The organism is Lutimaribacter saemankumensis (genome assembly GCF_900100005.1).
Taxonomy (GTDB): domain Bacteria; phylum Pseudomonadota; class Alphaproteobacteria; order Rhodobacterales; family Rhodobacteraceae; genus Lutimaribacter; species Lutimaribacter saemankumensis.
In genome coordinates this window covers 229,774-256,346 of the sequence record NZ_FNEB01000005.1, presented here as the reverse complement: position 1 = coordinate 256,346, position 26,573 = coordinate 229,774, and the positions used below count along the sequence as shown (strand labels likewise).

The following is a 26,573-nucleotide window of genomic DNA, read 5'->3' as shown; positions in this document are numbered from 1 at the left end:
CTGCGTGCTAGGTCCAGCGCCAAATATATATGGAGCTTTCCCCCGTGACCCAGGATTACGTCGTCAAGGATATCAATCTGGCCGATTTCGGCCGCAAGGAACTGGACATCGCCGAAACCGAAATGCCGGGCCTGATGGCCCTGCGCGAGGAGTACGGCGAAGCCAAGCCGCTGAAAGGCGCGCGCATCGCCGGATCGCTGCATATGACGATCCAGACCGCCGTTCTGATCGAAACGCTTGTTGCGCTTGGGGCCGACGTGCGTTGGGCCTCGTGCAACATCTTTTCGACGCAGGATCACGCGGCCGCCGCGATCGCCGCTGGCGGGACGCCCGTGTTTGCCGTCAAGGGCGAAACACTGGAAGAATACTGGAGCTATACCGACCAGATCTTCCAGTTTTCCGAAGGTGGCGCCAACATGATCCTCGATGATGGCGGGGACGCGACGCTTTACATCCTGATGGGCGCGCGCGTCGAAGAAGGCGAAGAAGATCTGATCGCCGTTCCCACCAGCGAGGAAGAAGAGTACCTCTTTGCCCAGATCCGCAAGCGGATGGCGGAAACGCCGGGCTGGTTCATCAAGCAGCGCCACATGATCAAGGGCGTGTCCGAGGAAACCACAACGGGTGTGCACCGCCTGTACAAGATGATGGAAAAGGGCCACCTCCCCTTCCCTGCGATCAACGTCAATGACAGCGTCACCAAGTCGAAATTCGACAACAAGTACGGCTGCAAGGAATCGCTGGTCGACGGCATCCGCCGCGCCACCGACACGATGATGGCAGGCAAGGTCGCCGTGGTTTGCGGCTATGGCGACGTGGGCAAAGGTTCGGCCGCATCGCTGCGCGGCGCCGGCGCCCGGGTCAAAGTGACCGAGATCGACCCGATCTGTGCGCTGCAGGCCGCGATGGACGGTTTCGAAGTCGTGACCCTCGAAGACGCGGTCGCCACGGCCGACATCTTCATCACGACCACCGGCAACAAGGACGTGATCCGCATCGAGCATATGCGCGAGATGAAGGACATGGCGATCGTCGGCAATATCGGCCATTTCGACAACGAAATTCAGGTTGCCGCGCTGAAGAACCACAAATGGACCAACATCAAGGACCAGGTGGACATGATCGAAATGCCGAACGGCAACCGCATCATCCTGCTATCCGAGGGTCGCCTGCTGAACCTTGGCAACGCCACCGGTCATCCGTCCTTCGTCATGTCCGCTTCGTTCACCAACCAGGTGCTGGCCCAGATGGAGCTGTGGACCAAGGGTGAGCAGTACGACAACAAGGTCTACATCCTGCCCAAGCACCTGGACGAGAAAGTGGCCCGTCTGCACCTGGACCGGATCGGGGTCAGGCTGAGCCAACTGAGCGCAGAGCAGGCCGACTATATCGGCGTGACGCCCGAGGGGCCGTTCAAGCCCGAGCATTACCGTTACTGACGTCGCAAAGCGCGGCGCGGGACAGGGCGGGCCGGTGGGCCCGCCCTTTTCTTTTGGGCCCGGGTGCAAATGCCTGCGGCTCTACTGCAGGGAAGCAGGGCGAAATTTCCCTTTGTGGGCCGCACTATCTGGGGTTAACCTTCGCTCAGCTTCGGTTTGTAGGGGCTGTCGAGTTAACTGGAAAACCGGCAACGGTGGGAGAATACGATGGGAAAACGTGACGAGCTGATCGCCAAGTATGCCGACGATCTGCGCAACAAATGCGGGATGGAACCGGACATGGATCTGCTGACCAAGGTCACGATCGGGTGCGGTCCGGCGATCTACAACGACGATGCCTCGACCGTCGCGGCGACGCAGGAAGGCGAGCTTGAGACCGTGAAAAACAACTTTCTTATCAAGAAGTTGGGTCTTGCCGACAGCCCTGCGCTGATGGATGCGATCAACAGCGTGATCGACACCTACGGCCGGTCCGAGCGCAACAAGTACCGCGCCGTCGTCTATTACATGCTGACCAAGCATTTCGGCAAGGACTCCGTCTACGGCTGACACCGTCACGGACCAGACAGGAACGCCCGCCCAACCGGCGGGCGTTTTCATTTTGACCCTTATTTTCAAGACTATCCCTTTGTCCCCAAACCCGGTTTCGCGGTAGAAACAGGTATCCGGGCAGGACGGCCGGACCCTTATTCCAGGATCACGTGTGGTGCGTAGGGAGCACGTGGGGTGGCGGAGGGTTCCGGGGCGTCCCCGGACCCTCCGTTTTCTTTTTCGTATGTTTATGAGGCGCGTAAAAATGCAAAACCCGCGTGGTTTGGGGACAAAACCGCGCGGTTTTGGGTTGGTGGGATGGGGTGTTGGGTTAACCGTGCGATGGGCGGAGAGGCGGACTTTCGCTGCTTTGTGCTGCAAGGTCTGCTGAGCGGACAAAGCTTCCATTCAATTTCTGAAGCTGTATGACCGCTTTGTAAGTGTTCCCTGCTCGGAAAGTCCTTAGGGGTTTGCTGCTCCTTGCGACACGTACTTACAAAACTGTCGTCCCGCATTCAGTCTTAAAAATGACATCAGACAGTGAGATCCCGACTTAACATCGACACGGAAGCGATCCGCATGGCCTACCCATTTGAAAATGCCGCGACATGTGAAGAAGAAACCGCCATCGCGACCTCTTTGCGTCGCGAAGACCTCGTAGAGGCTGTCCTGAGTCACAGTTGGGACTCTTGTGTTGCATCAACCATGGGCGCAATTGCGGATCGTGAAGACTGCCCGCTCCTAGCCGTCCTTTTCATGTTTGATCTTGGTGATGCGGCGTATCATGCGAACCCAGAAGTTCACGACGAACAAGAGATGTTTGATCTGTTCGAGCGCATACAGAGGCGGATTAACGCGGGGGGGTACACGCATGTCCCCGGGGATTATCTGGGCAATGAGAGCCCGAGTGTCCACATCTATCTCGACACCGCAGCCGGTCCCATTGCTCCCTGGGCTTTGAGCGCAAAGATCGTAAAACCCGCGCTCGAAAAGTTAACAATCAATCAACGCCTACTTGCGCATGCTGAAGAACAGCAGGCGCAAGAGATTTTCGAAGCGATGAAAGTTGCCGCGCCGGGAGGCGAAGCGGCCGTGAAACCCGTTGCTATGCGCGCAGTTCTCGCTGGGCGCCGGGTTGAAGCACGCGTCGAAGAATTGATTGTGGCGCTGGACAAAAAAAGAAAACGAGGAAAAAAATGGCCGCTCATCGCGATTTGGGGCGTCGCGATTTGGCTCATTTGGCCGTCGCTACAACGTATGTTCTCTATGTAGTAACGCTCAGCCGGCCTTTAAGGTCATGCTTCCCAAGACGAGTGCCTGAGTCACGGCGCACAGCAGGTATTCGGGCAAGGTGCAGCATCTGATAGGTATGGGCTCGAAGGCGTCATTCGCTGAGCACTGCGCCAATGTCCGCAATGGGCCGAAACTACCCCTCAACCCCCGCCATCTGGCACACGATTCGCCATTCCTCTTCCGTCACGGGCTGGACGGACAGGCGGGAGTTGCGGACCAGGACCATGTCGGTGAGCCGTTCGTCGGCCTTGATCTGGTCCAGCGTCACGGGGGTTTTGACGGGTTTCACCGCCTTGATATCCACGCATTCCCAGCGGTCATCGTCGGTGGTGCTGTCGGGGTGGGCTTTGGCGATCACCTCAACGATCCCCACCACAGCCTTGTCTTTCTGGCTGTGGTAGAAAAAGCCACGGTCGCCGATCTCCATCTCGCGCATGAAGTTGCGGGCCTGGTAGTTGCGCACGCCGTCCCATTCCTCGCCCACATCGCCCTTGGCAACCTGGTCGTCCCAGCCCCATGTGTCTGGTTCGGATTTGAACAGCCAGTAGCGCATCAGCCGATCGTCTGCTTCCACTCGATCAGTTCGACCGACTGGAACAGCCCCGCCTTGGCGTAGGGATCGTTTTCGGCAAACGCCTGGGCGTCGGCCATGCTGTCGACCTCCATGATCAGCAGAGAGCCGCACATATTGCCCCCCTCATCGATGAAGGGGCCGCCGAATTTCAGCGTGATGGGCGCGGATTTGGCATAGGCCAGGTGCGCCTCGCGGTTGGCAAGGCGGGTTTCCAGCGCACCGGGGTTGTCGCGGGCGATGAGGGCAACGAGCATCTATTCTTCCTTCAATGGGCGGGACAGCAGCCTGTCCATGACTTGCAGAACCGAGAGCGACCCGTCAAGCAGCGCAACGACGGCCGCGGTGATCGGCAGGTCGACCCCGGCCTCGTGGGCGCGGGTCAGGGCGGCGCGGGCGGTGGCGGCACCCTCGACCGTAATGTTCGGGTCGAATTCGGCGGCAGCGCCCAGCGCGTGGCCAAAGCGGTAGTTGCGCGATTGGGTGCCTGTGCAGGTCAGGACAAGATCGCCGAACCCCGACAGCCCCGCCAGCGTTTCGGGCCGCGCCCCCATGGCGACGGCAAGGCGGGTCATCTCGGCGTAGCCGCGGGTCATCAGCGCGGCGCGGGCGCTGTCGCCAAGGCCCGCGCCCATGACGGCGCCCGCGGCGATGGCGATCACGTTTTTCAGTGCGCCGCCCAGTTCGGCCCCCGCGGTATCGGTGGTTCGGTAAAGCCTGAGTGTGGGCGTCGACAAAGCCCCCTGCAGGGTTACGCCAAGGTCCGGGTTGGCGCAGGCCAGCGTCAGCGCGGTGGGCAGGCCGCGGGCGATATCGGCGGCAAAGCTGGGCCCGGTCAGGATGGCGGTTGGCGTGCCCGGCAGGATCGAAGACAGGATGGCGGTTGGGCCCTGCCCGGTTTGCAGTTCGATCCCCTTGCAGCAGGCGATCAGCGGGCGGCCTTTTAACTGGTCGGCGTGGGTTTGGGCCATCGGGCGCAACTGCTGCATCGGCACAGCCAGAAGAACAGGGATTTCAGGCGGGATGGTGCCGAAATCCGACGTCACGGTAACATTGTCGGGAAGGGCGATGCCGGCCAGGCGGCGGGTGTTTTCGCGGGCTTTCCGCATCTCTTGCGCATGGTCGGGGTCGCGCGACCACAGGATGACCGGGCCGTTCGCCGCCAGCGAGATCGCCAGTGCCGTGCCGAACGCGCCGGCGCCTGCCACGCAGATCATGCCTTGGCCCCTTTCTTTCCACCACCCAGCAGTGCCGGGCTGCGCTGATCGAGCGGCCAGCGCGGGCGCGCGGCCAGTGTCATGTCATCCTTGCGCCCTTTTGCGAAAAGCTCCAGTCCCGCGTGGGCGATCATGGCCGCGTTATCGGTGCAAAGGCGCAAGGGCGGCGCGGTAAATTGTACGCCCATTTCCGTGCAAACACTCTCTAACCCTGCGCGAATGGCCTTGTTTGCTGCCACGCCCCCCGCCACGGCAAGCAATGGATGCGCGGGTATTTCTTCGAGATAGGCCGCGATGGCCCGGCGGCTTTTTTCGACCAGAACGTCAACGACGGCAGCCTGGAACCCGGCGCAGAGATCCGCGCGATCCGTCCGGGTGAGCCCGCCTTTTTCAGCGACCAGCGCATCACGGGCGCGCAGCAGCGCAGTCTTCAGCCCGGAAAAGGACATGTCGCATCCCGGACGGTCAAGCAAAGGGCGCGGGAAGGCAAAGCGGGCGGGATCGCCCGAGCGCGCCTCGGCCTCAACGCTGGGGCCGCCGGGCTGCGGCAGGCCCAGCAGGCGGGCGGTCTTGTCGAACGCCTCGCCGGGGGCGTCGTCGATCGTACCGCCCAGACGGGTGAAATCGTCGACGCCGCGGGCGATCAGGAATTGGCAATGCCCGCCGGATACCAGGAGCATGAGGTAGGGAAACCCGGCGCCATCGGTCAGCCGGGGCGTCAGCGCGTGGCCCGCAAGGTGGTTGACGCCGATCAGCGGCAGGCCCGCGCCAGCGGCAATCCCCTTGGCGCACATCACGCCGGATATGACACCGCCGATCAGGCCCGGGCCCGCCGTGACGGCCACCGCATCCATATCGGCCAGCGAGAGACCGGCCTCGGCCAGCGCTCGGCGCACGCAGATATCCAGGCGTTCGGCATGGGCACGGGCCGCGATTTCGGGCACGACGCCGCCGAAATCGGCGTGCAGGTCGTTCTGACCCATCACGACAGATGACAGGATTTCGGGCGCGTCATCGCCCGTTCGCCGCACGATGGCGGCGGCGGTGTCGTCGCAGCTGCTTTCCAGCCCGAGAATGGTCAGGGTGCGCATCATGGCCCCGTTGCGGTTTCAACCCCCGGCAGGTAACACCGTAACGTGTCTGGAACAATCCCGGTGGCCGCGATGCCCGCGATCCTTCTGACCCGTCCTGCCGATGGCGCGGCGCGGTTTGCCCGTGCGCTGCAGGATGCGCTTGGCCCGGTCAGGATCGTGACCTCGCCGGTGCTGAAGATCGTGCCGACAGGGGATGTTCCCGATCTTTCTGACGATCCGATCCTGATCTTCACCTCGCGCAACGGGATTGCGTTTCGCGGTTTTGGGCTGAAACAGGGTCTGAATTGCCTGACCGTTGGCGATGCGACGGCGCAGGCTGCCGAAGCGGCCGGAATATCCGCGCGCTCGGCCGGGGGGGATGTGAACGACTTGCTGGACCTGATCGCCAACGAACGCCCGGACCGCCCGCTTTTGCATGTGCGCGGGGCGCACAGTGCGGGCGATCTGGTGGGCAATCTGCGCGCCATGGGTCTGACCGCGCGGGAGGTCGTCGTTTACGATCAGGTCGGGCAACCGCTTTCCGATGAGGCGCAGGAGTTGCTGCAAGGCACCGCGCCGGTGATTGTTCCGCTGTTTTCGCCAAGAAGCGCCGCGGTGTTCGCGGATCAGGCGCACGGACCGGCACCCCTTTTCGTCGCTGCGCTAAGCGCAGCGGTGGCCGAAGCCGCGCAATTGACCTGTGCAGAGTTGAAGATTGCCCGGGAACCGACCATGGCTGCCATGGTGTCAGTGACTTGCGGACTGTACGACGCAGCGCAATCGCTTGAGGGGGGGTCGCGTGCGCAGTAAGGTTGGGTCGGACACAAGTAGATGTTTTAATGAGAATCGAAAGGTGGCCCACCGGTGGCAAACAGGAAAAAGCCCGCGAAACCCAAGATCGACGATGCCCAGGATATTGTCGATGCGGTGATCGTCGAAGAAGACGAAGCCCAGTCCGACACACCGGACGAACCCGAGAAAACGGCCGCTGACAGCGATGGCGACACGCCCGGCACCGAAGAGGATGTGCCGGTAACGCTGGACGAACCGGATACCGATTCCAGCGATGAGGACAGGGCGTCGGAAACCGACGCACAGCCGGACGCGGATAGCGAAATTCCCGACGAACCGGGCGAGGGCGACGGCGTATCCAGTGTCGAGGCACAGCCGGACGCGGATGAGACAGTTTCCACCGAAGACGAATTGACTGAACCAGAGACCGTCGAAACGCACGAACCGGAACCGGAACGCAGCGACACGCCCACAAAGCAGGCTGACCCGGTCGTGGTGAAAAGGGGCGGTTTCGTTCCCATGCTTCTGGGGGGCGTGGCCGCCGCGGTCATCGGTTTCGGAGCGGCGCGGTATGTTTTGCCCGAAGGCTGGCCCTGGCCCGGTGCGCAGGATGGCACCCTTGCCCAGTTGACCGAGGCGAGCGCAGCCCAGGAAAGCCGCATCGACGAGATTGCCGGTGCGCTGAACGGGCTGAACCTTGGCGATCTGCAAGGGCAGGTGGCTGGCAACGCCGATGGCTTGGCCGAGTTGTCCCAGCGCATCGACGGCATTGCCGGAACCTTGACCGACCTTCAGGCACGGATCGAAGCGCTGGAAACACGCCCTGTCGCCGAGACCGGAAGCGGGGACGCAAGCGCTGTTACGGCAGAACTGCGCGCACTGCAGGATGGCGTTGACGCCCAGCGCGCGGAAATCGACACATTGCTGTCCGAAGCGCAGGCGCGCGAGGCTGCGGCAGAGGCGACGGCACAAGAGGCATTGGCCCGCGCGGCGCTGAGCCGCGTGCAAACCGCGCTCGATACCGGGAGCGACTATGGCGCGGCGCTGGATGACTTGCGCGCGGCCGGTGTTTCCGTGCCCGGTGCGCTGGCGGAACAGGCGTCGGGCGTTCCGACGCTGGCCCAGCTTGCGGCGGCATTTCCCGGCGCTGCGCGCGAGGCGCTTGGCGCGGCCCGCAAGGCTGCGGGCGAGGACGGTGGTCTGGGTGGGTTTCTACGCACACAACTGGGCGTGAGATCGCTGGAGCCGCAGGAAGGCGACAGCCCCGACGCGATCCTGTCGCGGGCCGAAGCGGCGTTGCGCGATGGCCGGCTGACAGATGCCCTTGCCGAAATCGAGGCGCTGCCGGAACAGGGCCGCGCGGCCTTGTCAGGTTGGGTTGCGCGCGCCAAAACGCGTCAGAACGCCATTGCTGCCGCTGAAGAGCTGGCGCAATCGCTGACCGCGAATTGAGGGGGGACAGGGCATGCTTTGGTCCGTTTTAAAGATCTTCGTTTTCTTCGTCCTCGTCGCGGGCATTGCGATGGGCGCGTGGTACGTGCTGGACATGGAAGGTGGCGTGACCATACAGGCCGCCGGCATAGAGGTGACGCTGACGCCGATCATGGCCGTGCTGGCGCTTGTCGTGCTGGTGATCGCGGTCTGGGTCTTCCTAAAGCTGCTGGGTTTGCTGATCGCGACCTGGAAGTTCATCAATGGGGACGAAACCGCGCTGAGCCGCTATTTCGACCGCAACCGCGAGCGCAAGGGTTTCGAGGCGCTGAGCGAAGGCATGATGGCGTTGGCCAGTGGCGAAGGGCGCGTTGCCATGGCCAAAGCCGCACGGGCCGAGAAGTATCTGAACAAGCCCGCGCTGACCAATCTGCTGACCGCGCAGGCCGCCGAAATCTCGGGCGACCGGAAAAAGGCGGAAGAGGTTTACAAGCGGCTGCTGGAAAACGATCAGACGCGGTTCGTCGGTGTGCGCGGGATCATGAAGCAGAAGCTGGCGGATGGTGACACCGACACCGCGCGCAAGCTGGCCGAAAAGGCGCTGGAGCTGAAACCGCGCCACGAGGAGACCCAGGACACCTTGTTGCAACTTCAGGCGCGGGCCGAAGATTGGGCCGGGGCGCGCAGCACCCTGCGCACCAAGCTGCGCACCGGCACGCTGCCGCGTGACGTGCACAAGCGGCGCGATGCCGTTCTGGCGCTGTCCGAGGCAAAGGGCATCCTGGACGAGGGCAAGGACATCGAGGCCCGCGAGGCCGCGATCGAGGCCAACCGGCTGTCGCCCGATCTAGTTCCCGCGGCCGTCCTCGCGGCGCGCAGCTATGTCGAACAGGGCAAAAAGAAATACGCCGTCCGCGTCCTGAAAAAGGCGTGGGCCGCGCAGCCTCATCCCGATCTTGCCGGTGCGTTTGCGGTGGTGGAGCCGGACGAGACACCCGAGGCACGGATCAAGCGGTTCCAGCAACTTATCAAGCTGAACCCCGATGACCGGGAAACGAAGCTGTTGCAGGCCGAACTTTACATCGCAGCCGAGGATTTCCCCGCCGCGCGGCGTGCATTGGGCGATCTGGCCGAAAAAGATCCCGATGCACGGGCGCTTACCATCATGGCCGCCATTGAACGTGGCGAAGGGGCGTCGGACGCGGTGGTCAAGGGGTGGCTGGCGCGTGCGCTTTCGGCACCGCGCGGGCCGCAATGGGTATGCGACAACTGCCACAACATCCATTCCGAATGGACGCCCGTCTGCGGCAATTGCCATTCCTTCGATACACTGACCTGGCGGTCTCCGCCTGCCTCACAGGTCGTCGCGCCCACGGGTGTGGAGATGCTCCCGTTGATCGTCGGCTCGATCGAGGACAAGACCGAGGAGCCCGCCGAAGAAGAGCAGGCCGAAATCGTCGACGCCGAGCTGGTGGACGACTCGGAAAAGCCGGCTGAGGAACAGGACGACGAGGCCGGAAAGGAAAAGACGCAAGCCTGACCCGGAAACAAGGGGCGGGTGCGCCCGCCCTTTTCGTTTTGCAGTCAGCGTCCTGTGAATTTTCCGATCAGTGACTCGACCAGATCTTTAGATGCGTGTTTCAGCGGGTCGCCCAACCCGTCTGCGAGGGCGACCATAAGCACCAGACCCAGAACAGCGGAATGGATGGCAACGGCGTCCTTTCGCGACTGCGGTTCATTGCCTTCAAGGTGCTGCGCCAGGCTCGAATAGAGCCTGTCGGTGACCGGATGCACCTGTTCAACGAGCGGTGCCCCAGCCGTATCCGCGCTGGCGCCGTTTTGAATTTGCGGCAGAAGATACATCATCCGAAAGCGATCGAGATCGCGCAGGTGAAAATCGGCCACGGCGCGTATGAACCTGGCAATTGCATCCCTATCGTCGGTGCTGCCGGCAAGCGCCGTGACCGCTGTTTCAGTTTCGGCTTCCAGACAGGGCAGGAACAGGGCCGCCAGCAGATCGCGTTTCGTCGGGAACCAGTAAAGCACCGCCTGTTTCGAACGGCCAAGACGCCGTGCGATTGCGTCGAAAGACAAGGCCGACAGACCTGCATCGGCAAGGATTGTCCGGGCTATTTCCAGAATTTCATCGCTGGTCTTTTTCGGGGGCAAAGGCGGAATCCTTGACTGACTTACCATCGGTAAGGTATTTCACTTACCATTGGTAAGCAAGTTCTGGCGGCCCCTTTTGGTCAACCGAAACAGGAAAGGTGACAGCATGACAGCCTTATCGCCCGAGAACCCGGTATTCACGACCTACGCGATCGTGTCGGCGTTGCTGGTGCTGAAAGTCATGGGCCAGGGGTGGATGACCGTCTACCGGATGATGACGGCGAAGGCAGGGTTCGCCAGCCCCGAAGACATGCAAACCGGCCCTTTGAACAGGGCGCCGCACCCTGGGCAACTGGATCTGAACGACTATGTCGACCGGTCGCGCCGCATGCACCGCAACGACCTGGAAAACATCCCGGCATTCTGGATGGCGGGGTTTCTTTTCGTGATCTCGGAACCTGCTCTTTGGCTGGCACAGAGCCTGATGTTCGGGTTCCTTGCCGCACGGCTTGGCCATTTCGCGGCCTACGCGAGCCGGCAATCGCACGAGATGCGGGCAAGTTTCTACACCATCGGGTCACTGATCGTGATCTACATGGCGGTCCATGGGCTGTGGGTGCTGTCGCGTTAGAAGGCCGTCAGCGCGGGGACCGTTTCGCAAGGATGCGCTGCAGGGTCCGGCGGTGCATGTTCAGCCGCCGCGCGGTTTCGCTGACATTGCGGTCACAAAGTTCATAGACGCGCTGGATATGTTCCCAGCGCACGCGGTCCGCGCTCATCGGGTTTTCCGGGGGCGGGGGCATTTCATCGCCATTGGCCAAAAGCGCGTTGGTGATGTCCGTCGCATCCGTGGGCTTGGACAGGTAATCCGTCGCCCCGATCTTGACCGCTGCAACCGCCGTTGCAATTGCACCATAGCCCGTCAGAACGACGATCCGGCAATCGGGGCGCTTTTCGCGCAGCACCTCGACCACGTCGAGGCCATTGCCGTCTTCCAGCCGCAGGTCGCAGACCGCGTAGGCCGGTGGCCGGGCGGTGGCGATTGCCTTGCCTGCCGCGACAGAACCGGCGGTTTCAACCTCGAAACCGCGCTTTTCCATCGCTTTTGCCAAGCGCTTGAGGAACGGCTCGTCGTCATCGACGAGCAGAAGGCTCCGGTCCTCTCCCAGATCCTGAAGTTGCTCGGCCATCCGGCGCTCCCTCCTGTTGCGGGCAAAAGTTAGAGTTTTCTATAGCGCGGACAACCCTGCGTCAAACCTTCGCAGGTCAAGAAACGGTCAGCGCGCCTCGACAAAGCACTGGATGCGATCGGCCAGTTGCTCGGGCGTCAGGTCACGCTTGAAGAACTCGACAAAGCCTTCTTCGGGGAAGGTCAGGTAGGAAAAGGTCGAGTGGTCGATCAGGTAATATTCCTCATCGCCTTCTTCGGGCTCCTGTTTCTTGAAATAGGTGCGATAGGCCTGGCTGGCGGCCTTGATCTGTTCCGGCGTTCCGGTCAGCCCCAGCATGCGGGGATGCAGGTTATCGGTGAAATCCGCCAGCAACTCGGGTGTGTCCCGGTCGGGATCGACCGAGATGAATACCGGTTTGACCATCACGCCACGGCTTTCCAGGATTTCGATGGCTTCGGCGTTGCGCGAATTGTCCAGCGGGCAGACATCGGGGCAGAACGCGTAGCCGAAATAGAGCAGGGTCGGCCCGTCGATCACGTCCTTGTCGGTCACGGTCTTGCCGGTTTCGTCGATCAGCGTGAACGGTCCGCCGATCTGCGACGTGCCGCCGGCAACGGCGGCGGTGCGGCACTGGGCGAACTTGTCATCGGGCTGGCCGCCCATCGTGAAAACCCAGACGCCAACCAGGAACACAATGGCGACGACAGCGGCGGCGATTGCGTATAGACGTGTCATGACGGGTTTCCTTTCAAAAATCCGGCCCGGAGATTCCGGGAAAATGTGAATACGCGGCGCATATTCAGTGCTGCGGCAGGGGATGCAACGGGACGAAAAGGCGCAGATGGCTGAACCTAATCTGAGTATTCTCAAAGGACGCGACAGGGGCAACTGGATCCGGCTGCGCACGCTGATCCTTTTGCGCTGGGGGGCGATCACCGGGCAGCTTTCGGCGCTGATGGTGGCAAACCAGGCCTATGACCTGAGCCTGGAATACGGGTTGTGCCTGCTGGTGGTGGGTGTCTCGGTTATCGGCAACCTGATCGCGATGTTCATATTCCCCGAGAACAAGCGCCTTTCGGAAACCGAAAACCTGCTGATGGTTCTGTTCGACCTGCTGCAATTGTCCTTGCTGCTGTATCTGACCGGGGGTTTGAACAACCCGTTTTCCGTTCTGATCCTCGGGCCGGTCGTCATATCGGCGAATGTTCTGACTTTGCGGTCGACCGTGTTCCTGGCGGTCACGGCTATCGCGGCGGTGACGGTGCTGTCCACGGCCTATGTGCCGCTTCGCACGGCCGAGGGGTTTGTCCTGCGTATTCCCGACCTGTTCATTTTCGGCAACTGGGTCTCGATCGTGATCGCCGTTGCGTTTCTGAGCATCTATTCCCGCCGGGTCACGGTGGAAATGCATACGATGTCGGACGCGTTGCAGGCAACGCAAATGGCGCTTTCGCGTGAACAGCGGCTGACCGATCTGGGGGGCGTGGTGGCAGCCGCCGCGCATGAGCTTGGCACGCCGCTTGCCACGATCAAACTTGCCAGCGCCGAGTTGGTAGAAGAGCTGGATGACCGGCCCGACCTGGCCGACGACGCGCGCCTGATCCGCGACCAGGCCGACCGGTGCCGCGATATCCTTAGATCCATGGGGCGGGCAGGGAAAGACGATCTGCATCTGCGGCAGGCCCCGCTGAGCGCAGTGATAGAAGAGGCCGCCGAACCGCACCGCAACCGTGGAAAGCTGCTGCTGTTCGACTATCAGCCAGCCGAGGGCGTAGATGCCGTTCAACCCGCGATCCTGCGCCGGCCCGAAATCATTCACGGACTGCGCAACCTGATCCAGAACGCCGTCGATTTCGCGCGCGAACGGGTCTGGATCGAGGCGGAATGGGATGAAAACCGGATCAGCGTTCGGATCATGGATGACGGGCGCGGGTTTCCGCAGCAGTTGCTGGGACGGATCGGTGATCCCTTCATGCGGCGGCGGCGCAACCCCGAAGACCGCAGTCAACGGCCTGAATACGAAGGCATGGGGCTGGGCCTGTTCATCGCCAAGACCCTGTTGGAACGGAGCGGGGCGGAGCTGAGCTTTGCCAACGGGCATGACCCATTTCTTGCACCGTCCGAGAACCCCGAACGTTGCGGTGCGATCATCGAGGTCGTCTGGCCACGCGACAGGATCGACGTGCGCGCCTTCGATATTCCCGTCACGGCGCAAAACATCCTGTTGGGGCCATGAGTGTTTTAACCATTTGGTAACCATTGCCGAGTCAGGCTGACGGCGCACAGACAGTCAGGTCGGGGCGATGGCGGCAAATCTTGATTTCCTTGTTCTGGTCGCATCGGTCGCATTGGGTTGTGCGGCAGGCATGACCAGTCTGGTCTGGCTGTCACGATTGGCCAAGGCGCCTTTGCGCGACAACACCGTCCCGGCTGTAGCAGCGGCTTCGGCTGATCCGGTGGTGTTCGTGTTTCAAGGCAGGGAGCTTTGCGATCTGTCCGATGCGTCCGGCTTGTTCGACCGGTCCACGAGCAGCGGCGAAGATGACTGGGCGGTTGTCGCGCAATCCATGAGTTTGCGCTTTCCAGACTTCCCGGACGATCCCGATGCGCTCGAACAGCGGGAAACCACGCTGTCGCCACCGGACCCGCTTGACCGTGGCTTCCTGGTGGCAACCCGAGATGGCGAAAACGTGCGGTTGGTCTTGCACGGCGACACGACCCAAGGCATCAGCGGGTCGGTTCATCACCAGCTTCAGAACGCGCTGATCGAATTGCGCTACATGCGCAACAGCCTGGCGCATACGCCAAATCCGATCTGGATCAGCGACAAGGACAGCCGCATCCAGTGGGCGAACAGGGCCTATGTTTCACTTGCGCGAAACATGGGCTATCCCGCGTCAGGCCGTGCGCTTCCTGCCCTGTTCGAACCGCTTGCACCTGAAAAAAAGGCGTCGGCAACGCGCCGCGATTGCCTGCCGGAACCGGGCGGGGATGTGCAGCACTGGTATTCTCTCTGCGCGGTCGATGCGGGCCCGCGCATCGTCACGTACGCGCTGAACATCGATACGGTCGTCAACGCGGAAATCGCCCAGCGCAACTTTGTCCAGACGCTCACCAAGACGTTCGCGCACCTTGCCATCGGATTGGCGATCTTCAACCGCGACCGTCAGCTTGCTCTGTTCAATCCCGCGCTTGTGGACCTAACCGAACTGCCCGTCGATTTCCTGAGCGCGCGACCGACGATCCTGTGTTTCTTCGACATGCTGCGCGAAAAGCAGATGATGCCGGAGCCAAAGAACTATTCAAGCTGGCGTGAGCGGATCGGCACGTTGGTCGCGGCCGCCAGCGACGGCACGTTCCAGGAAACCTGGTCGCTTGCATCGGGGCAGACATATCGCGTGACGGGACGGCCGCATCCTGACGGGGCCGTGGCCTTCATGTTCGAGGATATCAGCCACGAGGTGTCGCTGACCCGCAGTTTCCGGTCTGAACTGGCGTTGGGCAACGCGGTGCTTGACCAGATGGACGCGGCAATGGCGGTGTTTTCCGCAGATGGTGTCCTGGCGTTTTCGAACGCGGAATTCCGGGCGACCTGGCGGGTGGATCCTGACAGTGCCTTTGCTGACACGACCATCGGCGATGCCATCGCCATTTGGCGGAGGGAAAGCAGCCCGGACACATCGTGGGCCCAGGTGGAAGAGGCGCTGGTTTCAGGAACGGCTCTGGACGATCTCGCGATTGAAATGAGAGATGGAACAACCCGCAAATGCCGCGTGCGCCCGTTGATCAACGGGGCCCGCCTGGTCATGTTCGGGTGCCATGCCCATCAGCCCGAACCAAGCGTGGCGTAACCCCTTGCGGGTGCGCACAGGGGCGTTACTGTCGCTGGCATGCCATCCGATCGCCGTCTGGACCTGACCCTGAATTCCCCCGAGGATACTGCGCAGCTTGCCGCACGGCTGGGGCAGTGCCTGCTGCCGGGGGATGTCGTTCTGCTCGAAGGGCCGATCGGCGCGGGAAAGACGCATTTCGCGCGGGCGCTGATCCAGTCTTTGCTGCCCCAGCCCGAAGACGTGCCATCGCCGACCTTTACGCTTGTGCAGACCTATGACGGCCCTGAATGCGAAATCTGGCATAGCGACCTGTATCGGCTGGGCCACCCCGACGAGGTGGTCGAACTTGGGTTGCTCGATGCGTTCGACACGGCGATCAGCCTTGTGGAGTGGCCCGACAGGTTGGGCGACCTTCAGCCACCTGCCGCCCTGAAGGTATCGCTGACACCGTGCGCGGATGACGAGATGCGCAACGTCAGACTTTCGTGGCAGGATGCCCGATGGGATGAGCGGATCAAGGAGTTGGCCGATGCGTGACCGCGCGGCGCTGGCAAGCGAATTTTTGAACGGCACCGATTGGCGCGGTGCACGGCGCGAGATGCTGGCCGGAGATGCGTCGAACCGCCGGTACGATCGGGTGTTCCACCCCCAAACCGGGCAAAGTGCGGTGCTGATGGATGCCGATCCCGCCAAGGGCGAGGATGTGCGCCCGTTCACCAGGATCGCGCGCCATCTTTCGTCGCAAGGGCTGAGCGCGCCACGCATCCTGGCCGAGGACGCCGGGCGCGGGTTCCTGCTTCTGGAAGACTTGGGTGATGCGCTGTTCGCGCGGGTCGTTCTGGCCGAGCCAGGGCTTGAAGAGATGCTTTACACCGCCGCGACCGATGTGCTGAGCGCCCTGCACCGCGCATCCCTGCCAGCGGAACTTGCCGAATATGACCCGGCCTTGATGACACGGATGGCAGCGCTGGCGCATGATTGGTACCTGCGCGGCACACACGGGGCGGACGTGACGGCGAAATCGGCGTTTTCAGCAACGTTCGAGCCTATTTTGCAACAGATGGATGGCACGGCAGACGTGCTGATCCAGCGTGACTACCATGCCGAAAACCTGCTTTGGCTGCCGGATAGGCAAGGTGTTGCGCGTGTCGGCTTGCTCGATTTCCAGGACGCGATGGCAGGGCACCGCGCCTATGATCTGGTGTCGCTTTTGCAGGATGCCCGCCGTGATGTGCCGCCGGAAATCGAAACCACGATGATCGCGCATTACATATATGAAAACGACATGGACCCGACAGCGTTCGAGGCGGCCTATGCCATTCTGGGCACCCAGCGCAACTTGCGCATTCTTGGCGTTTTCGCGCGGCTTTCGATGCATTTCGGGAAACCGCACTATGTCGACCTGATACCCCGCGTCTGGGATCACCTGATCCGTGACCTGGATCACCCGGCCCTGTCCCCGGTCCGGTCGATGATTGTCGACGTTCTACCCGAACCGGACCAAAACGTTCTCCAAAGGTTAAAGGATCAATGCGGAACCGTCCCGACTCTGTGATGTTGTTCGCCGCCGGGTTCGGCACGCGGATGGGCGCGCTGACGCGTGACCGGCCAAAGCCGCTAATCGAAGTGGCCGGGCGGGCGCTTCTGGATCATGCGCTGGACATGGTGAGGGAAGCAGGCGTGCCACGCGCGGTTGCGAACGCGCATTACCTAGCCGATCAGATCGACGCACACTTGCGGGGCACCGGCGTTGCCGTGTCACATGAATCGCCCGATATCCTGGAAACGGGCGGGGGCCTTCGGCACGCGCTGGGACTGCTGGGCGATGGTCCCGTATTCACCATGAACACCGATGCCGTCTGGCGCGGCCCGAACCCATTGTCGCTATTGGCCGAAGCCTGGGATCCCGAAAGGATGGACGCGCTTCTTGTGACTATTCCTGCCGAAAACGCCGTTGGACACAACGGCAAGGGGGATTTCCTGATGGATGACAGCGGGCGCTTGACGCGCGGACCGGGCAACATCTACGGCGGCGCGCAGATCATCAAGACGGACTTGCTGCACGACGTTCGGGAAACCGCGTTTTCCCTGAACCTGCTATGGGACAGAATGCTGGAAAGCGGCCGGCTCTGCGGGATCCGCTATCCGGGGCAATGGTGCGACGTTGGCCGGCCCGAAGGCATCGCGCTGGCCAAAGCAATGATCGGCGGTGACCATGTTTGATCCGTCCGACAAGCCACGGGTTTTCGGGCTGCCGCCCGGCGTCGATTTTCCCGCAGCGCTGGTGCAGCGCCTGACCGAGGCCTATGCCGATCAACCGCCCGAGGCGCTGGCCCGTGTCCGGCTGATCGTCAACACGCGCCGGATGGAACGCCGAATCCATGAATTGTTCGCCGAAGGGCCCACACGGCTGCTGCCTCGGATCGAGCTGCTGACCGACCTGTCCGAAGCGCGCGTTCTGCCCGGAATTCCGGCCGCCGTCCCGCCCCTGCGCCGCCGACTTGAGATCACGCAACTTGTCGCCGGCCTGCTCGAGCGCGAGCGCAGCCTAGCCCCGCGATCCGCGCTTTATGACCTGTCGGATTCTCTGGCCGCGCTTATGGATGAAATGCACGGCGAAGGCGTGTCACCCGACACGCTTTACAAGCTGGATGTCAGCAACCATTCGGCACATTGGGCGCGGTCCCTCAAATTCCTGCAGATCGTACAGCACTATTTCGACCGCGCGGACGAAGCCCCTGACAGCGAAACGCGCCAGCGCATGGTTGTGAGCGCTTTGGGCAAGGTTTGGGACGAAAATCCACCCGCCGACCCGGTGATCATCGCCGGCTCCACGGGGTCGCGTGGAACGACGATGATGCTGATGCAGGCAGTCGCCCGACTGCCGCAAGGGGCGATCGTTCTGCCCGGATACGACTTTGACATGCCCAAAGAGGCCTGGTCCGATCTGGACGAGGCGCTGACGGGTGAGGATCATCCGCAGTTCCGGTTTCGGGCGCTGATGAAAACGTTTGGGATTGGCCCCGGCGACATCCGGCGCTGGACAGACGCCACCGCGCCCAACGGCGCGCGGAACCGCCTGGTGTCGCTTGCGTTGCGTCCCGCCCCTGTCACCGATTGCTGGCTGGCAGAGGGACCAAAGCTGGGCGATCTGGCCCCCGCATTCGAGGGCATCACCCTGATCGAAGCCCCCTCCCAGCGCGAAGAGGCGCTGGCCATCGCCCTGCGCCTGCGTGAAGCGGCGGAAACCGGGCGGACTGCCGCGTTGATCACACCGGACCGCATGCTGACCCGCCAGGTCACGGCAGCCTTGGACCGCTGGGGCATTCTGCCAGACGACAGCGCGGGCACCCCGCTGCAACTGTCGCCACCTGGCCGTTTCCTGCGGCATGTTGCGGCCCTGTTTCACCTGAAGTCCGACGCAGAGATGCTGGTAACGCTGCTAAAGCATCCGCTGACGCACAGCGGAAACGACCGCGGTCCGCACCTGCGCTGGACCCGTGAACTGGAACTGCACTTGCGGCGCAAGGGCGTGCCGCATCCCACAGCCGAAACCCTGCAGGCCTGGGCCCTGAAAATCGACGAAGACGGCGCAAGCGAGTGGGCGGAATGGGCGGCATCCTGTCTTCTGAACCGCAGCGATGCGCAGGCGCTGCCCCTGTCGGACCAGCTTGCCAGGCATATCGAACTGGCCGAACGCATCGCGCAAGGCCCGGTTGGCGTTGGCAGCGGCGCGCTCTGGAAGGAAAAGGCCGGGCGCAAGGCGCAGGAAACCGTGGCGGAGCTGCGAAAAGAGGCTGACGCGGGCGGGCCGATCGGACCCACGGATTACGCATCGCTGTTCAACGCGATCCTGTCCCGCCATGAAGTGCGCGACCGCGATGCCCCGCATCCCGACATCCTGATCTGGGGGACGCTCGAAGCCCGCGTGCAGGGCGCCGATCTTCTAATTCTTGGTGGCCTGAACGAAGGCACATGGCCCGAAATGCCCGCGCCCGACCCTTGGCTGAACCGCCAGATGCGGCATGACGCAGGTCTTTTGCTGCCCGAGCGGCGGATCGGACTGTCCGCGCATGATTTCCAACAGGCAATCGCCGCGCCCGAGGTCTGGCTGACCCGCGCGGTCCGGTCCGACGATGCGCAGACCGTTCCGTCGCGCTGGCTGAACCGTCTGCTGAACCTGTCGCACGGTCTGCCGGATCAAGGCGGCAGGCAGGCATTGGACGATGCGCGCGCCCGGGGGCAGGACTGGATGGCACAGATCGCCGCCTTGGAACGCGTCGCCCCGGTCGCACCTGTCATGCGCCCATCGCCGCGGCCGCCGGTTGCAGCCCGTCCACGCGCCTTGTCGGTTACCGAGATCAAGCACCTGGTTCGCGATCCTTACGCGATCTACGCCAAGCATGTGCTGAAATTGCGCCCGCTCGATCCGCTCATGCGGGCACCCGATGCCTTGCTGCGCGGGATCGTGACGCATGATGTGCTGGAGCGGTTCCTGACGGCCGTGACGCACGATGGCGAAGATTTGTCGGCAGCAACCCTGATGGACAAAGCAGAGACTATTCTGGCCGAAATGGTGCCCTGGCCCGAAATGCGCGCCTTGTGGCTTGCCCGGTTGGAAAGGGTCGCAGACTGGTTCGTTGCCACCGAAGCCGAAAGGTTGCGCCGCGCCAAACCGGCCGGGTTCGAAATCAGCGGCAAGCACGAAATGACAAACCCGGTTTTCACGCTCAAGGCCAAGGCGGACCGGATCGACCGGGACGCCGAGGGGCGGTTGCACATCTACGATTACAAGACCGGCAAACCGCCCAGCACCAGCCAGCAGACCAGTTTCGACAAGCAACTGCTGCTTGAGGCGGCGATGGCTTCCGAAGGCGCGTTCGAGGGGCTTGATCCGGCGGATGTGGCGCGCGCGGTTTTCATCGGGCTGGGCAGCACCCCGGAAGAGGTCGACGCCCCGCTGGACGACCACCCGCCCGAAAAGGTTTGGGCCGAATTCGCAAAGCTGGTTTCGGCTTATCTGGACGCAGGGCAGGGGTTCACGGCGCGGCGCGCCCTGTTCAAAGAGGACGACCCCACCGATTACGACCAGCTATCGCGTTTCGGTGAGTGGGACACGACCCAAGACCCCGTGCCGGAGGATCTGGAATGATGCGCGACGACGCAACCGAAGCACAGGTGCGCGCGGCCGATCCCGGAAATTCGACCTGGCTGGCCGCGAATGCCGGATCGGGCAAGACGCGGGTGCTGACCGACCGGGTCGCACGGCTTTTGCTGGAAGGCGCGGAACCGCAGCGCATCCTGTGCCTCACCTATACCAAGGCGGCGGCCAGCGAGATGCAGAACCGCCTGTTCGACCGGCTGGGCGACTGGGCGATGATGCCGGATGACGACTTGCGCGCCCGCCTGAACGATCTGGGGCAGCAAGGCCCGTTCGACGACAGAACACTGGCGCGGGCGCGTACGCTGTTTGCCCGCGCGATCGAAACGCCGGGCGGGCTCAAGATCCAGACGATCCATTCCTTCTGCGCGGCGATTCTGCGGCGCTTTCCGCTCGAGGCCGAGGTCAGCCCCGGCTTTTCCGAGATGGAGGACCGCGCCGCCGCGCTGCTGCGGGCTGAGATTGTGCAGGACATGGCCGAAAGCGCCGACGCGCGCGCGGTTCAGGCGCTCGCGCTGCACCTGACCGACCAGGATTTCGAGGATGTGACCGGGGCCATCGTCGGCAATCGCGGGGTGTTCAGTGATCCGCGGTCACGCGATGACATTGCCAGTGAACTGGGCCTTCCGGCGGGATTCCGCGCCGCTGACCTTGTGGCGCGGGTTTTCCTGGGGGACGAAGCGGATTTGATGGCGACCCTGCTTCCGGCGCTTGAGGCGGGTTCGTCAAACGACCAGAAGGCCGCCGTCAAGTTGCGCAACATCGGGGCTTTCGACTTGTCCGCTTTGCCGGTTCTCGAAGGCGTATTTCTGACCGGCGCACAAGCAAAAGAGCCGTTTTCAGCCAAGATAGGCTCTTTTCCGACGAAAGGGACCGCCAAGGCAATCACGGGCGTCATGCCCAGGATCGAAGACTGGATGCGGCGGGTCGAGGATGCGCGCGACTTGCGCCTTGCGATGGATCTGCTGGACAAGACGACCGCCCTTTACAACTTCGCCGCCGCGTTTCTGCCGCGCTACGCCGCGCGCAAGCAGGCGTTGGGCTGGCTGGATTTCGATGACCTGATCCTGAAGGCGCGCGATCTCTTGACGGATCCCGGCGTGGCTGCGTGGGTTCTGTATCGGCTGGATGGCGGGATCGACCACATCCTTGTGGACGAGGCGCAGGACACCAGCCCGGACCAGTGGCGCGTGATCGAATTACTGGCGCAAGAGTTCACGGCAGGCGAGGGCGCCCGGCAGGATGTCGACCGTACGATCTTTGTCGTGGGGGACAAAAAGCAATCGATCTACTCGTTCCAGGGTGCCGATCCGCGCGAATTCGACCGGATGCAGAACGAGTTTCGCAAACGGCTGGAAAATTCCGGCAAGGGGCTGGTGCGGTCGTCGCTGGAATATTCCTTTCGGTCGGCCGGTCCGATCCTGCGGCTGGTCGACGAAACCTTTGCCGGGCGCGACAATTCAGGCTTTCCGCTGGATAACCGTCACCGGGCGTTCAAGGACAGGATGCCGGGGCGCGTGGATATCTGGCCGGTGATAGATCCGGTGACAAAGGCCGAGGAAAGCGATTGGCACGATCCCGTCGACCTGCTGTCCGAGGATCACCACACCAAGCAGATGGCCCGACGGATCGCCGCTGAAATCCACCGGATGATCCATGACGGAACCACGATTCCCGAAGAGATCGGAAACTCCGGCGACTACCGTATGCGGCCGGTGCGCCCCGGGGATTTCCTGATCCTGGTGCAGCGCCGCTCTGCCCTGTTTGCCGAAATCATCCGCGCCTGCAAGGAGATGGGCCTGCCCATCGCGGGCGCCGACCGGCTGAAAGTCGGGGCGGAACTGGCGGTGCGCGACCTTGCCGCGCTGATGTCGTTCCTCGACCTGACCGAAGATGATCTGTCGCTTGCTATCGCTTTGAAATCGCCGCTGTTCGGTTGGACCGAACAGGCGCTGTTCAATCTCGCCCACGGGCGCGGCGGCAAGTACCTGTGGCAGGCGCTGCGCGCGCGCCGGGCAGAGTTTCCCGAAACCGTCGCCATTCTGGACGACCTGCTGGGGCAGACAGATTTCTTGCGGCCCTACGACCTGATCGAACGAATCCTGACGCGCCACGACGGGCGGCGCCGGCTGTTGGCGCGACTGGGCGCCGAGGCCGAGGACGGCATCAATGCCTTTCTGTCGCAGGCGCTGGCCTATGAACGAAATGCCGTTCCGTCCCTGGCGGGGTTTCTGCAATGGATGGAAACCGACGAGCTGGAAATCAAGCGCCAGATGGACAATGCCGGGGATCGCATCCGCGTAATGACGGTGCATGGCGCGAAGGGGCTCGAGGCGCCGATCGTTATCTTGCCCGACACCGCAAAACGCGATGTGCAATTGCGCGACACGTTCCTGGTACATCAGGACAGGGCGTTCTGGTCGGTATCCAAAGCCGCCATGCCGCGCTCCGCTTCCGGTATGCGCGAGGCCCTGATCGACGCGCAAAAGGCCGAGCGTGACAGGCTTTTGTATGTCGCAATGACACGCGCCGAAAAATGGCTGATCGTCGGCGCGGCGGGCGACTTGGGCAAGGATGGTGAAAGCTGGTACGAAAAGATTTCCGCGGGAATGGCACATTGCGCGCAGGCCGATCACGATTTCGGCTTTGGCGCGGGCAAACGGCTGGAAGAGGGTGATTGGTCATCGCCCGCTCAAACCGTTGAAACCAGCGCGCCCGGACCCCAGGCCATCCTGCGGGAGGTGTTCCTGCGCGATGCCCCGGCACCGGCCGACCGGGTCAAGCTTGTCAGCCCGTCAGACCTGGGCGGGGCCAAGGCGCTGCCCGGCTCGGAAGGGCAGGATGAAGACGCCGCCAAACGTCACGGCCGCCAGGTGCACGCCCTGCTGGAACATTTGCCAACGCACCCCGAAAGGGAATGGGAGGCTGTGGCGCGTCAGATCCTGTCAAACGGGCCGGACCGCGCGGAATCGGACGAATTCCGCGCGGTTTATGACGAAGCTTTGCGCAACCTGTCCGACCCCGGCCTGTCGCATATCTTTTCGCCGGATACGCTTGCCGAAGTCGCGCTGAGCGCCATGCTTGGCCAGGACCGGCGCCTGAGCGGGATCGTCGACCGGCTGGTGATCGACGCCGACCGGGTGCTTGCCGTTGACTTCAAGACAAATGCAACGATCCCCGATGACGCGCAGACCATCCCCGAAGGCATCTTGCGGCAACTGGGCGCATACGCCCATGCGCTGCGCCAGATCTATCCGCACCACCGCATCGAAACCGCCGTGCTTTGGACGCACCATGGCACACTGATGACCGTGCCGGATGCCCTGACAGATGCGGCGGTCGCGCGGTATCTTTCCGACCCGTCCGCGAAAGAGCCCGCGGCAGATTGATGTTGGCCGATTACCGGATTGCCGCTATCACGCTGCCAGTAAGACCGAGGTGACTGCGATGCGGGTATTGGTAACAGGGGGTGCGGGCTATATCGGGTCGCACACGATCATCGAGCTTCTGGCCCGGGGGCATGAACTGTGCGTTGTCGACAATTTCGACAACTCCTCGCCCAGGGTTCTTGACCGTATCCACGAACTGACCAACCGCGACATGACCTTTCACAAGGCCGATGTCCGCGATACGGCGGCGATGACCGGGATATTGCAGGATTTTCGCCCCGACGCGGTCATCCATTTCGCGGGCCTCAAGGCGGTCGGCGAAGCCGAAGAGCAGCCATTGCGGTATTTCGACGTGAATAACGGTGGAACAGTGTCTCTTTTGCAAGCGATGGACGCTGCAGATTGCCGGCAGATCGTGTTCTCGTCCTCGGCCACTGTTTATGGCGAACCGGTGTATCTGCCATTCGACGAGGCGCATCCCTGCCAGCCGACGAATGTCTATGGCCGGACCAAACATTTCGCCGAAGAAATCCTGCGCGACTGGCAGAGGGCCACGCCCGGCAGCGCGGTCACGCTGCTGCGCTATTTCAACCCTGTCGGTGCGCATCCGTCGGGACGCATCGGGGAAGACCCGAGGGACATCCCCAACAACCTGATGCCGTTCGTCGCCCAGGTCGCCGTCGGACGGCGCAAGGCGCTGTCGGTGTTCGGCAACGATTACGACACACCGGATGGCACCGGTGTTCGGGATTACATCCATGTCGTCGATCTGGCGCGGGCGCATATCGCGGCGCTCGATCATGCGGCGGGGCATGAGGGAGCCGAAGTTTTCAATATCGGAACGGGGCAGGGGTATTCCGTTCTGGACATGGTCGAGGCGTTTTCCCGCGTATCGGGCCAGAACATTCCCTATGAAATCACCGACCGCCGCCCCGGAGACATCGCAAAATCCCTTGCCGATCCGTCACGCGCCAACGCCGTGCTGGGATGGGTGGCACAACACAGCCTTGACGATATGTGCGCCAGCACCTGGGCGTGGCAGTCGCAAAATCCCAACGGTTACGGCGACGGTTGACGACAGGCCGCGCGACCGGGGGAAAACCGGCGGAACAGGGTCGCTGCCATCAAGCGCAGGTCGAGGCACATGGTTCTGCGGCGGGCATAGATCAGGTCAAGTTCGGCTTTGCGCGGCACGCACCGCCGGACATAGACGTTTTCGGTTTCCTCGGCCGTTCGGCAGGCGGCAAGCAGCTTTTCCTCGGTGCGGTGATAGACAAGCGTCGCAAGGCCGGTGATGCCGGGCCGCTGTTTCAGAACCTCGGAATAGAGTTCGGGGCACATCTCGACATACCGGCGCAATGGTGGGCGCGGCCCGACAAAGCTGAGATCACCGCAGAGCACGTTCCAAAGCTGCGGCAATTCATCGACACGCAGGCGCCGCAGAATGTGCCCGACAGGTGTGATGCGATGCGCCTTGTCTCCACCGGACACCCCTGCGTCCCGTTCAACCACATGCATCGTGCGGAACTTCAACAGCATGAAGGGGTGCCGGGGCGTACGCATCCTTTCGGAGACGAAAAACACCGGCCGCCCATCCGTCAGGAGGATGACAAGCGCCACCAATGCGATGATCGGCACCACCGGCACCGACAGGCAAATTGCAAGGAGGATGTCGAACAGGCGCTTTCCGGGTATCATTGCGTCACCTGGGCAAGTGCCGCAGCGTCTGCCAGCAGCTTGGCGGGGTTTGTCTTGCCGGGATCGACCAGCCGGCGCAGGCGGGTCAGGTCCAGCTCGACCCGGTCCAAGGCGGGTGATGGGGCAGCGCTCCAGACGGGATCGCGGCCCGCTGCCCTGGCTATGTCGGCCATGTCGATGACGCCGCCATTCGCAACGTTCACGATATCCGGCAGCGCGGAAACCGGGCAGGTCAGCAGGGTATCGACAACCCGCGCAAAACTCGCGTGGTCGATATAGCTGCGCAGTGGTCCGCCGCCGCCGCTAAAGCGGTGAATGCGAAGGGGTTTGTCCCGGTTCAGCGCGTCAAACAGGCTGTCCGCCCCGGCGACGTTGCCGATACGCATCATGCAGAATTCGGGGCCGTCACACCTTTCGCCGCACCAATCCGCGACGGCCCGTTCTGCCATTCGCTTGGATTTTCCGTATGGCGAAGCGGGCGCGAATTGGGTTTCGCGCCATGGCGCGGGCGCAGGCGAATAGACCGCTGCCGACGAACAATGCAGGACACGTTGCGCGCCAAGCGCCGCGCCCAGATCCATCGCGGCAAGGGCCAGCCGCACATTTTGCATCGGGTCGCCTTTTCCCGGAACGACGCCCCAAAGCGCGACGATCGCACGAACGCGTGGCGGACCGGGCCAGCGATCGCCCGGTGCCCAGCGGATGTCGGCCCCGGCCATCCGGCTTTGCCAGAATACATCCGGGCGTGTGGCCCAGGTCCGGCGCAGAGCCTGCCCCAACCGCCCATTGGCGCCAAGGACAACGACAGGATCGGCATCGGTCGAGTCAGTAGGCTGCATTTTTTGTGAACTCGTCTTAAAGGAG

The 26,573-nt window shown here is 62.8% G+C and carries 24 protein-coding genes; 15 read left to right on the top strand and 9 right to left on the bottom strand.

All coding sequences use genetic code 11. The annotated features are described in order from the left end of the window. The first annotated feature begins 29 nt into the window (after positions 1–29). The 3 genes from ahcY to BLT50_RS11655 all read left to right on the top strand — a co-directional run bounded on the left by ahcY (position 30) and on the right by BLT50_RS11655 (position 3,242). Positions 30–1,439 carry an adenosylhomocysteinase gene (ahcY, locus tag BLT50_RS11665; protein ID WP_090028851.1) on the top strand — a complete coding sequence of 470 codons (1,410 nt, stop codon included), beginning with the start codon at positions 30–32 and terminating at the stop codon, positions 1,437–1,439. A 207-nt stretch (positions 1,440–1,646) separates the two neighbouring features. Further along, positions 1,647–1,988 carry a DUF2853 family protein gene (locus BLT50_RS11660; RefSeq protein ID WP_090028850.1) on the top strand — a complete coding sequence of 114 codons (342 nt, stop codon included), beginning with the start codon at positions 1,647–1,649 and terminating at the stop codon, positions 1,986–1,988. 561 nt (positions 1,989–2,549) lie between these two features. Beyond that, entirely contained in the window at positions 2,550–3,242 is a 693-nt protein-coding gene (locus BLT50_RS11655; protein ID WP_139170522.1) for a hypothetical protein, read from the top strand. 154 nt (positions 3,243–3,396) lie between these two features. Here the strand turns inward: BLT50_RS11655 and BLT50_RS11650 are convergent, their stop codons facing one another. The 4 genes from BLT50_RS11650 to tsaD are packed head-to-tail and all read right to left on the bottom strand — an operon-like array spanning position 3,397 to position 6,145. Beyond that, entirely contained in the window at positions 3,397–3,816 is a 420-nt protein-coding gene (locus BLT50_RS11650) for an EVE domain-containing protein (RefSeq protein ID WP_090028848.1), read from the bottom strand. Beyond that, complete coding sequence (locus BLT50_RS11645) at positions 3,816–4,091, bottom strand: YciI family protein (RefSeq protein WP_090028847.1); 276 nt, start codon at positions 4,089–4,091, stop codon at positions 3,816–3,818. Before BLT50_RS11645 ends, BLT50_RS11650 begins: the two co-directional genes overlap by 1 nt. Beyond that, on the bottom strand, positions 4,092–5,051 hold the full coding sequence (locus tag BLT50_RS11640; protein WP_090028846.1) for an NAD(P)H-dependent glycerol-3-phosphate dehydrogenase: 960 nt from the start codon (positions 5,049–5,051) through the stop codon (positions 4,092–4,094). Next, positions 5,048–6,145, bottom strand: coding sequence for a tRNA (adenosine(37)-N6)-threonylcarbamoyltransferase complex transferase subunit TsaD (gene tsaD / locus BLT50_RS11635; protein WP_090028845.1), 1,098 nt, complete (start codon positions 6,143–6,145; stop codon positions 5,048–5,050). The genes BLT50_RS11640 and tsaD overlap by 4 nt, the downstream gene beginning before the upstream one ends. Positions 6,146–6,187: 42 nt before the next feature. Between tsaD and BLT50_RS11630 the strand changes: the two genes are divergently transcribed. From BLT50_RS11630 to BLT50_RS11620, 3 genes are read left to right on the top strand one after another with little or no spacing between them, the layout of a single operon-like run. Continuing rightward, complete coding sequence (locus BLT50_RS11630; protein ID WP_139170521.1) at positions 6,188–6,934, top strand: uroporphyrinogen-III synthase; 747 nt, start codon at positions 6,188–6,190, stop codon at positions 6,932–6,934. A 54-nt stretch (positions 6,935–6,988) separates the two neighbouring features. Then, on the top strand, positions 6,989–8,368 hold the full coding sequence (locus BLT50_RS11625; RefSeq protein ID WP_090028843.1) for a COG4223 family protein: 1,380 nt from the start codon (positions 6,989–6,991) through the stop codon (positions 8,366–8,368). Positions 8,369–8,381: 13 nt separating this feature from the next. Continuing rightward, a complete protein-coding gene (locus BLT50_RS11620; RefSeq protein ID WP_090028842.1) occupies positions 8,382–9,887 on the top strand; it encodes a heme biosynthesis protein HemY in 1,506 nt (501 codons plus the stop codon). A gap of 44 nt (positions 9,888–9,931) precedes the next feature. Here the strand turns inward: BLT50_RS11620 and BLT50_RS11615 are convergent, their stop codons facing one another. Then, positions 9,932–10,516 carry a TetR/AcrR family transcriptional regulator gene (locus tag BLT50_RS11615; RefSeq protein ID WP_175491463.1) on the bottom strand — a complete coding sequence of 195 codons (585 nt, stop codon included), beginning with the start codon at positions 10,514–10,516 and terminating at the stop codon, positions 9,932–9,934. Between the two features lie 106 nt (positions 10,517–10,622). Here BLT50_RS11615 and BLT50_RS11610 point away from each other — a divergent pair, with 106 nt between their 5' ends. Continuing rightward, on the top strand, positions 10,623–11,087 hold the full coding sequence (locus BLT50_RS11610; RefSeq protein ID WP_090028840.1) for an MAPEG family protein: 465 nt from the start codon (positions 10,623–10,625) through the stop codon (positions 11,085–11,087). Between the two features lie 7 nt (positions 11,088–11,094). Here BLT50_RS11610 and BLT50_RS11605 read toward each other — a convergent pair whose 3' ends face one another. Next, complete coding sequence (locus BLT50_RS11605) at positions 11,095–11,646, bottom strand: ActR/PrrA/RegA family redox response regulator transcription factor (protein ID WP_090028839.1); 552 nt, start codon at positions 11,644–11,646, stop codon at positions 11,095–11,097. An 87-nt stretch (positions 11,647–11,733) separates the two neighbouring features. Beyond that, positions 11,734–12,363 (bottom strand): SCO family protein, encoded by a 630-nt coding sequence (locus BLT50_RS11600; RefSeq protein ID WP_090028838.1) that lies wholly within the window; start codon positions 12,361–12,363, stop codon positions 11,734–11,736. Positions 12,364–12,469: 106 nt separating this feature from the next. Here BLT50_RS11600 and regB point away from each other — a divergent pair, with 106 nt between their 5' ends. From regB to galE, 8 genes are all read left to right on the top strand, one after another. After that, a complete protein-coding gene (gene regB, locus BLT50_RS11595; protein ID WP_090028893.1) occupies positions 12,470–13,864 on the top strand; it encodes a sensor histidine kinase RegB in 1,395 nt (464 codons plus the stop codon). Positions 13,865–13,931: 67 nt separating this feature from the next. Then, positions 13,932–15,479 (top strand): PAS-domain containing protein, encoded by a 1,548-nt coding sequence (locus BLT50_RS11590; protein ID WP_090028837.1) that lies wholly within the window; start codon positions 13,932–13,934, stop codon positions 15,477–15,479. Between the two features lie 39 nt (positions 15,480–15,518). Further along, complete coding sequence (gene tsaE, locus BLT50_RS11585; protein ID WP_090028836.1) at positions 15,519–15,998, top strand: tRNA (adenosine(37)-N6)-threonylcarbamoyltransferase complex ATPase subunit type 1 TsaE; 480 nt, start codon at positions 15,519–15,521, stop codon at positions 15,996–15,998. Beyond that, positions 15,991–17,016, top strand: a complete 1,026-nt coding sequence (locus BLT50_RS11580; RefSeq protein ID WP_090028835.1) for an aminoglycoside phosphotransferase family protein — start codon at positions 15,991–15,993, stop codon at positions 17,014–17,016. Before tsaE ends, BLT50_RS11580 begins: the two co-directional genes overlap by 8 nt. Beyond that, positions 16,992–17,684, top strand: a complete 693-nt coding sequence (locus tag BLT50_RS11575) for a nucleotidyltransferase family protein (protein WP_090028834.1) — start codon at positions 16,992–16,994, stop codon at positions 17,682–17,684. Before BLT50_RS11580 ends, BLT50_RS11575 begins: the two co-directional genes overlap by 25 nt. Continuing rightward, entirely contained in the window at positions 17,677–20,613 is a 2,937-nt protein-coding gene (gene addB, locus BLT50_RS11570) for a double-strand break repair protein AddB (RefSeq protein ID WP_090028833.1), read from the top strand. The genes BLT50_RS11575 and addB overlap by 8 nt, the downstream gene beginning before the upstream one ends. Then, positions 20,610–24,011 (top strand): double-strand break repair helicase AddA, encoded by a 3,402-nt coding sequence (gene addA / locus BLT50_RS11565; protein ID WP_090028832.1) that lies wholly within the window; start codon positions 20,610–20,612, stop codon positions 24,009–24,011. Before addB ends, addA begins: the two co-directional genes overlap by 4 nt. 58 nt (positions 24,012–24,069) lie before the next feature. After that, complete coding sequence (gene galE, locus BLT50_RS11560; RefSeq protein WP_090028831.1) at positions 24,070–25,086, top strand: UDP-glucose 4-epimerase GalE; 1,017 nt, start codon at positions 24,070–24,072, stop codon at positions 25,084–25,086. Here galE and BLT50_RS11555 read toward each other — a convergent pair. Next, positions 25,071–25,709, bottom strand: coding sequence for a sugar transferase (locus BLT50_RS11555; RefSeq protein WP_090028830.1), 639 nt, complete (start codon positions 25,707–25,709; stop codon positions 25,071–25,073). The genes galE and BLT50_RS11555 overlap by 16 nt on opposite strands. Continuing rightward, positions 25,706–26,548 (bottom strand): NAD-dependent epimerase/dehydratase family protein, encoded by an 843-nt coding sequence (locus tag BLT50_RS11550; protein WP_090028829.1) that lies wholly within the window; start codon positions 26,546–26,548, stop codon positions 25,706–25,708. The genes BLT50_RS11555 and BLT50_RS11550 overlap by 4 nt, the downstream gene beginning before the upstream one ends. Between the last annotated feature and the right edge of the window lie 25 nt (positions 26,549–26,573).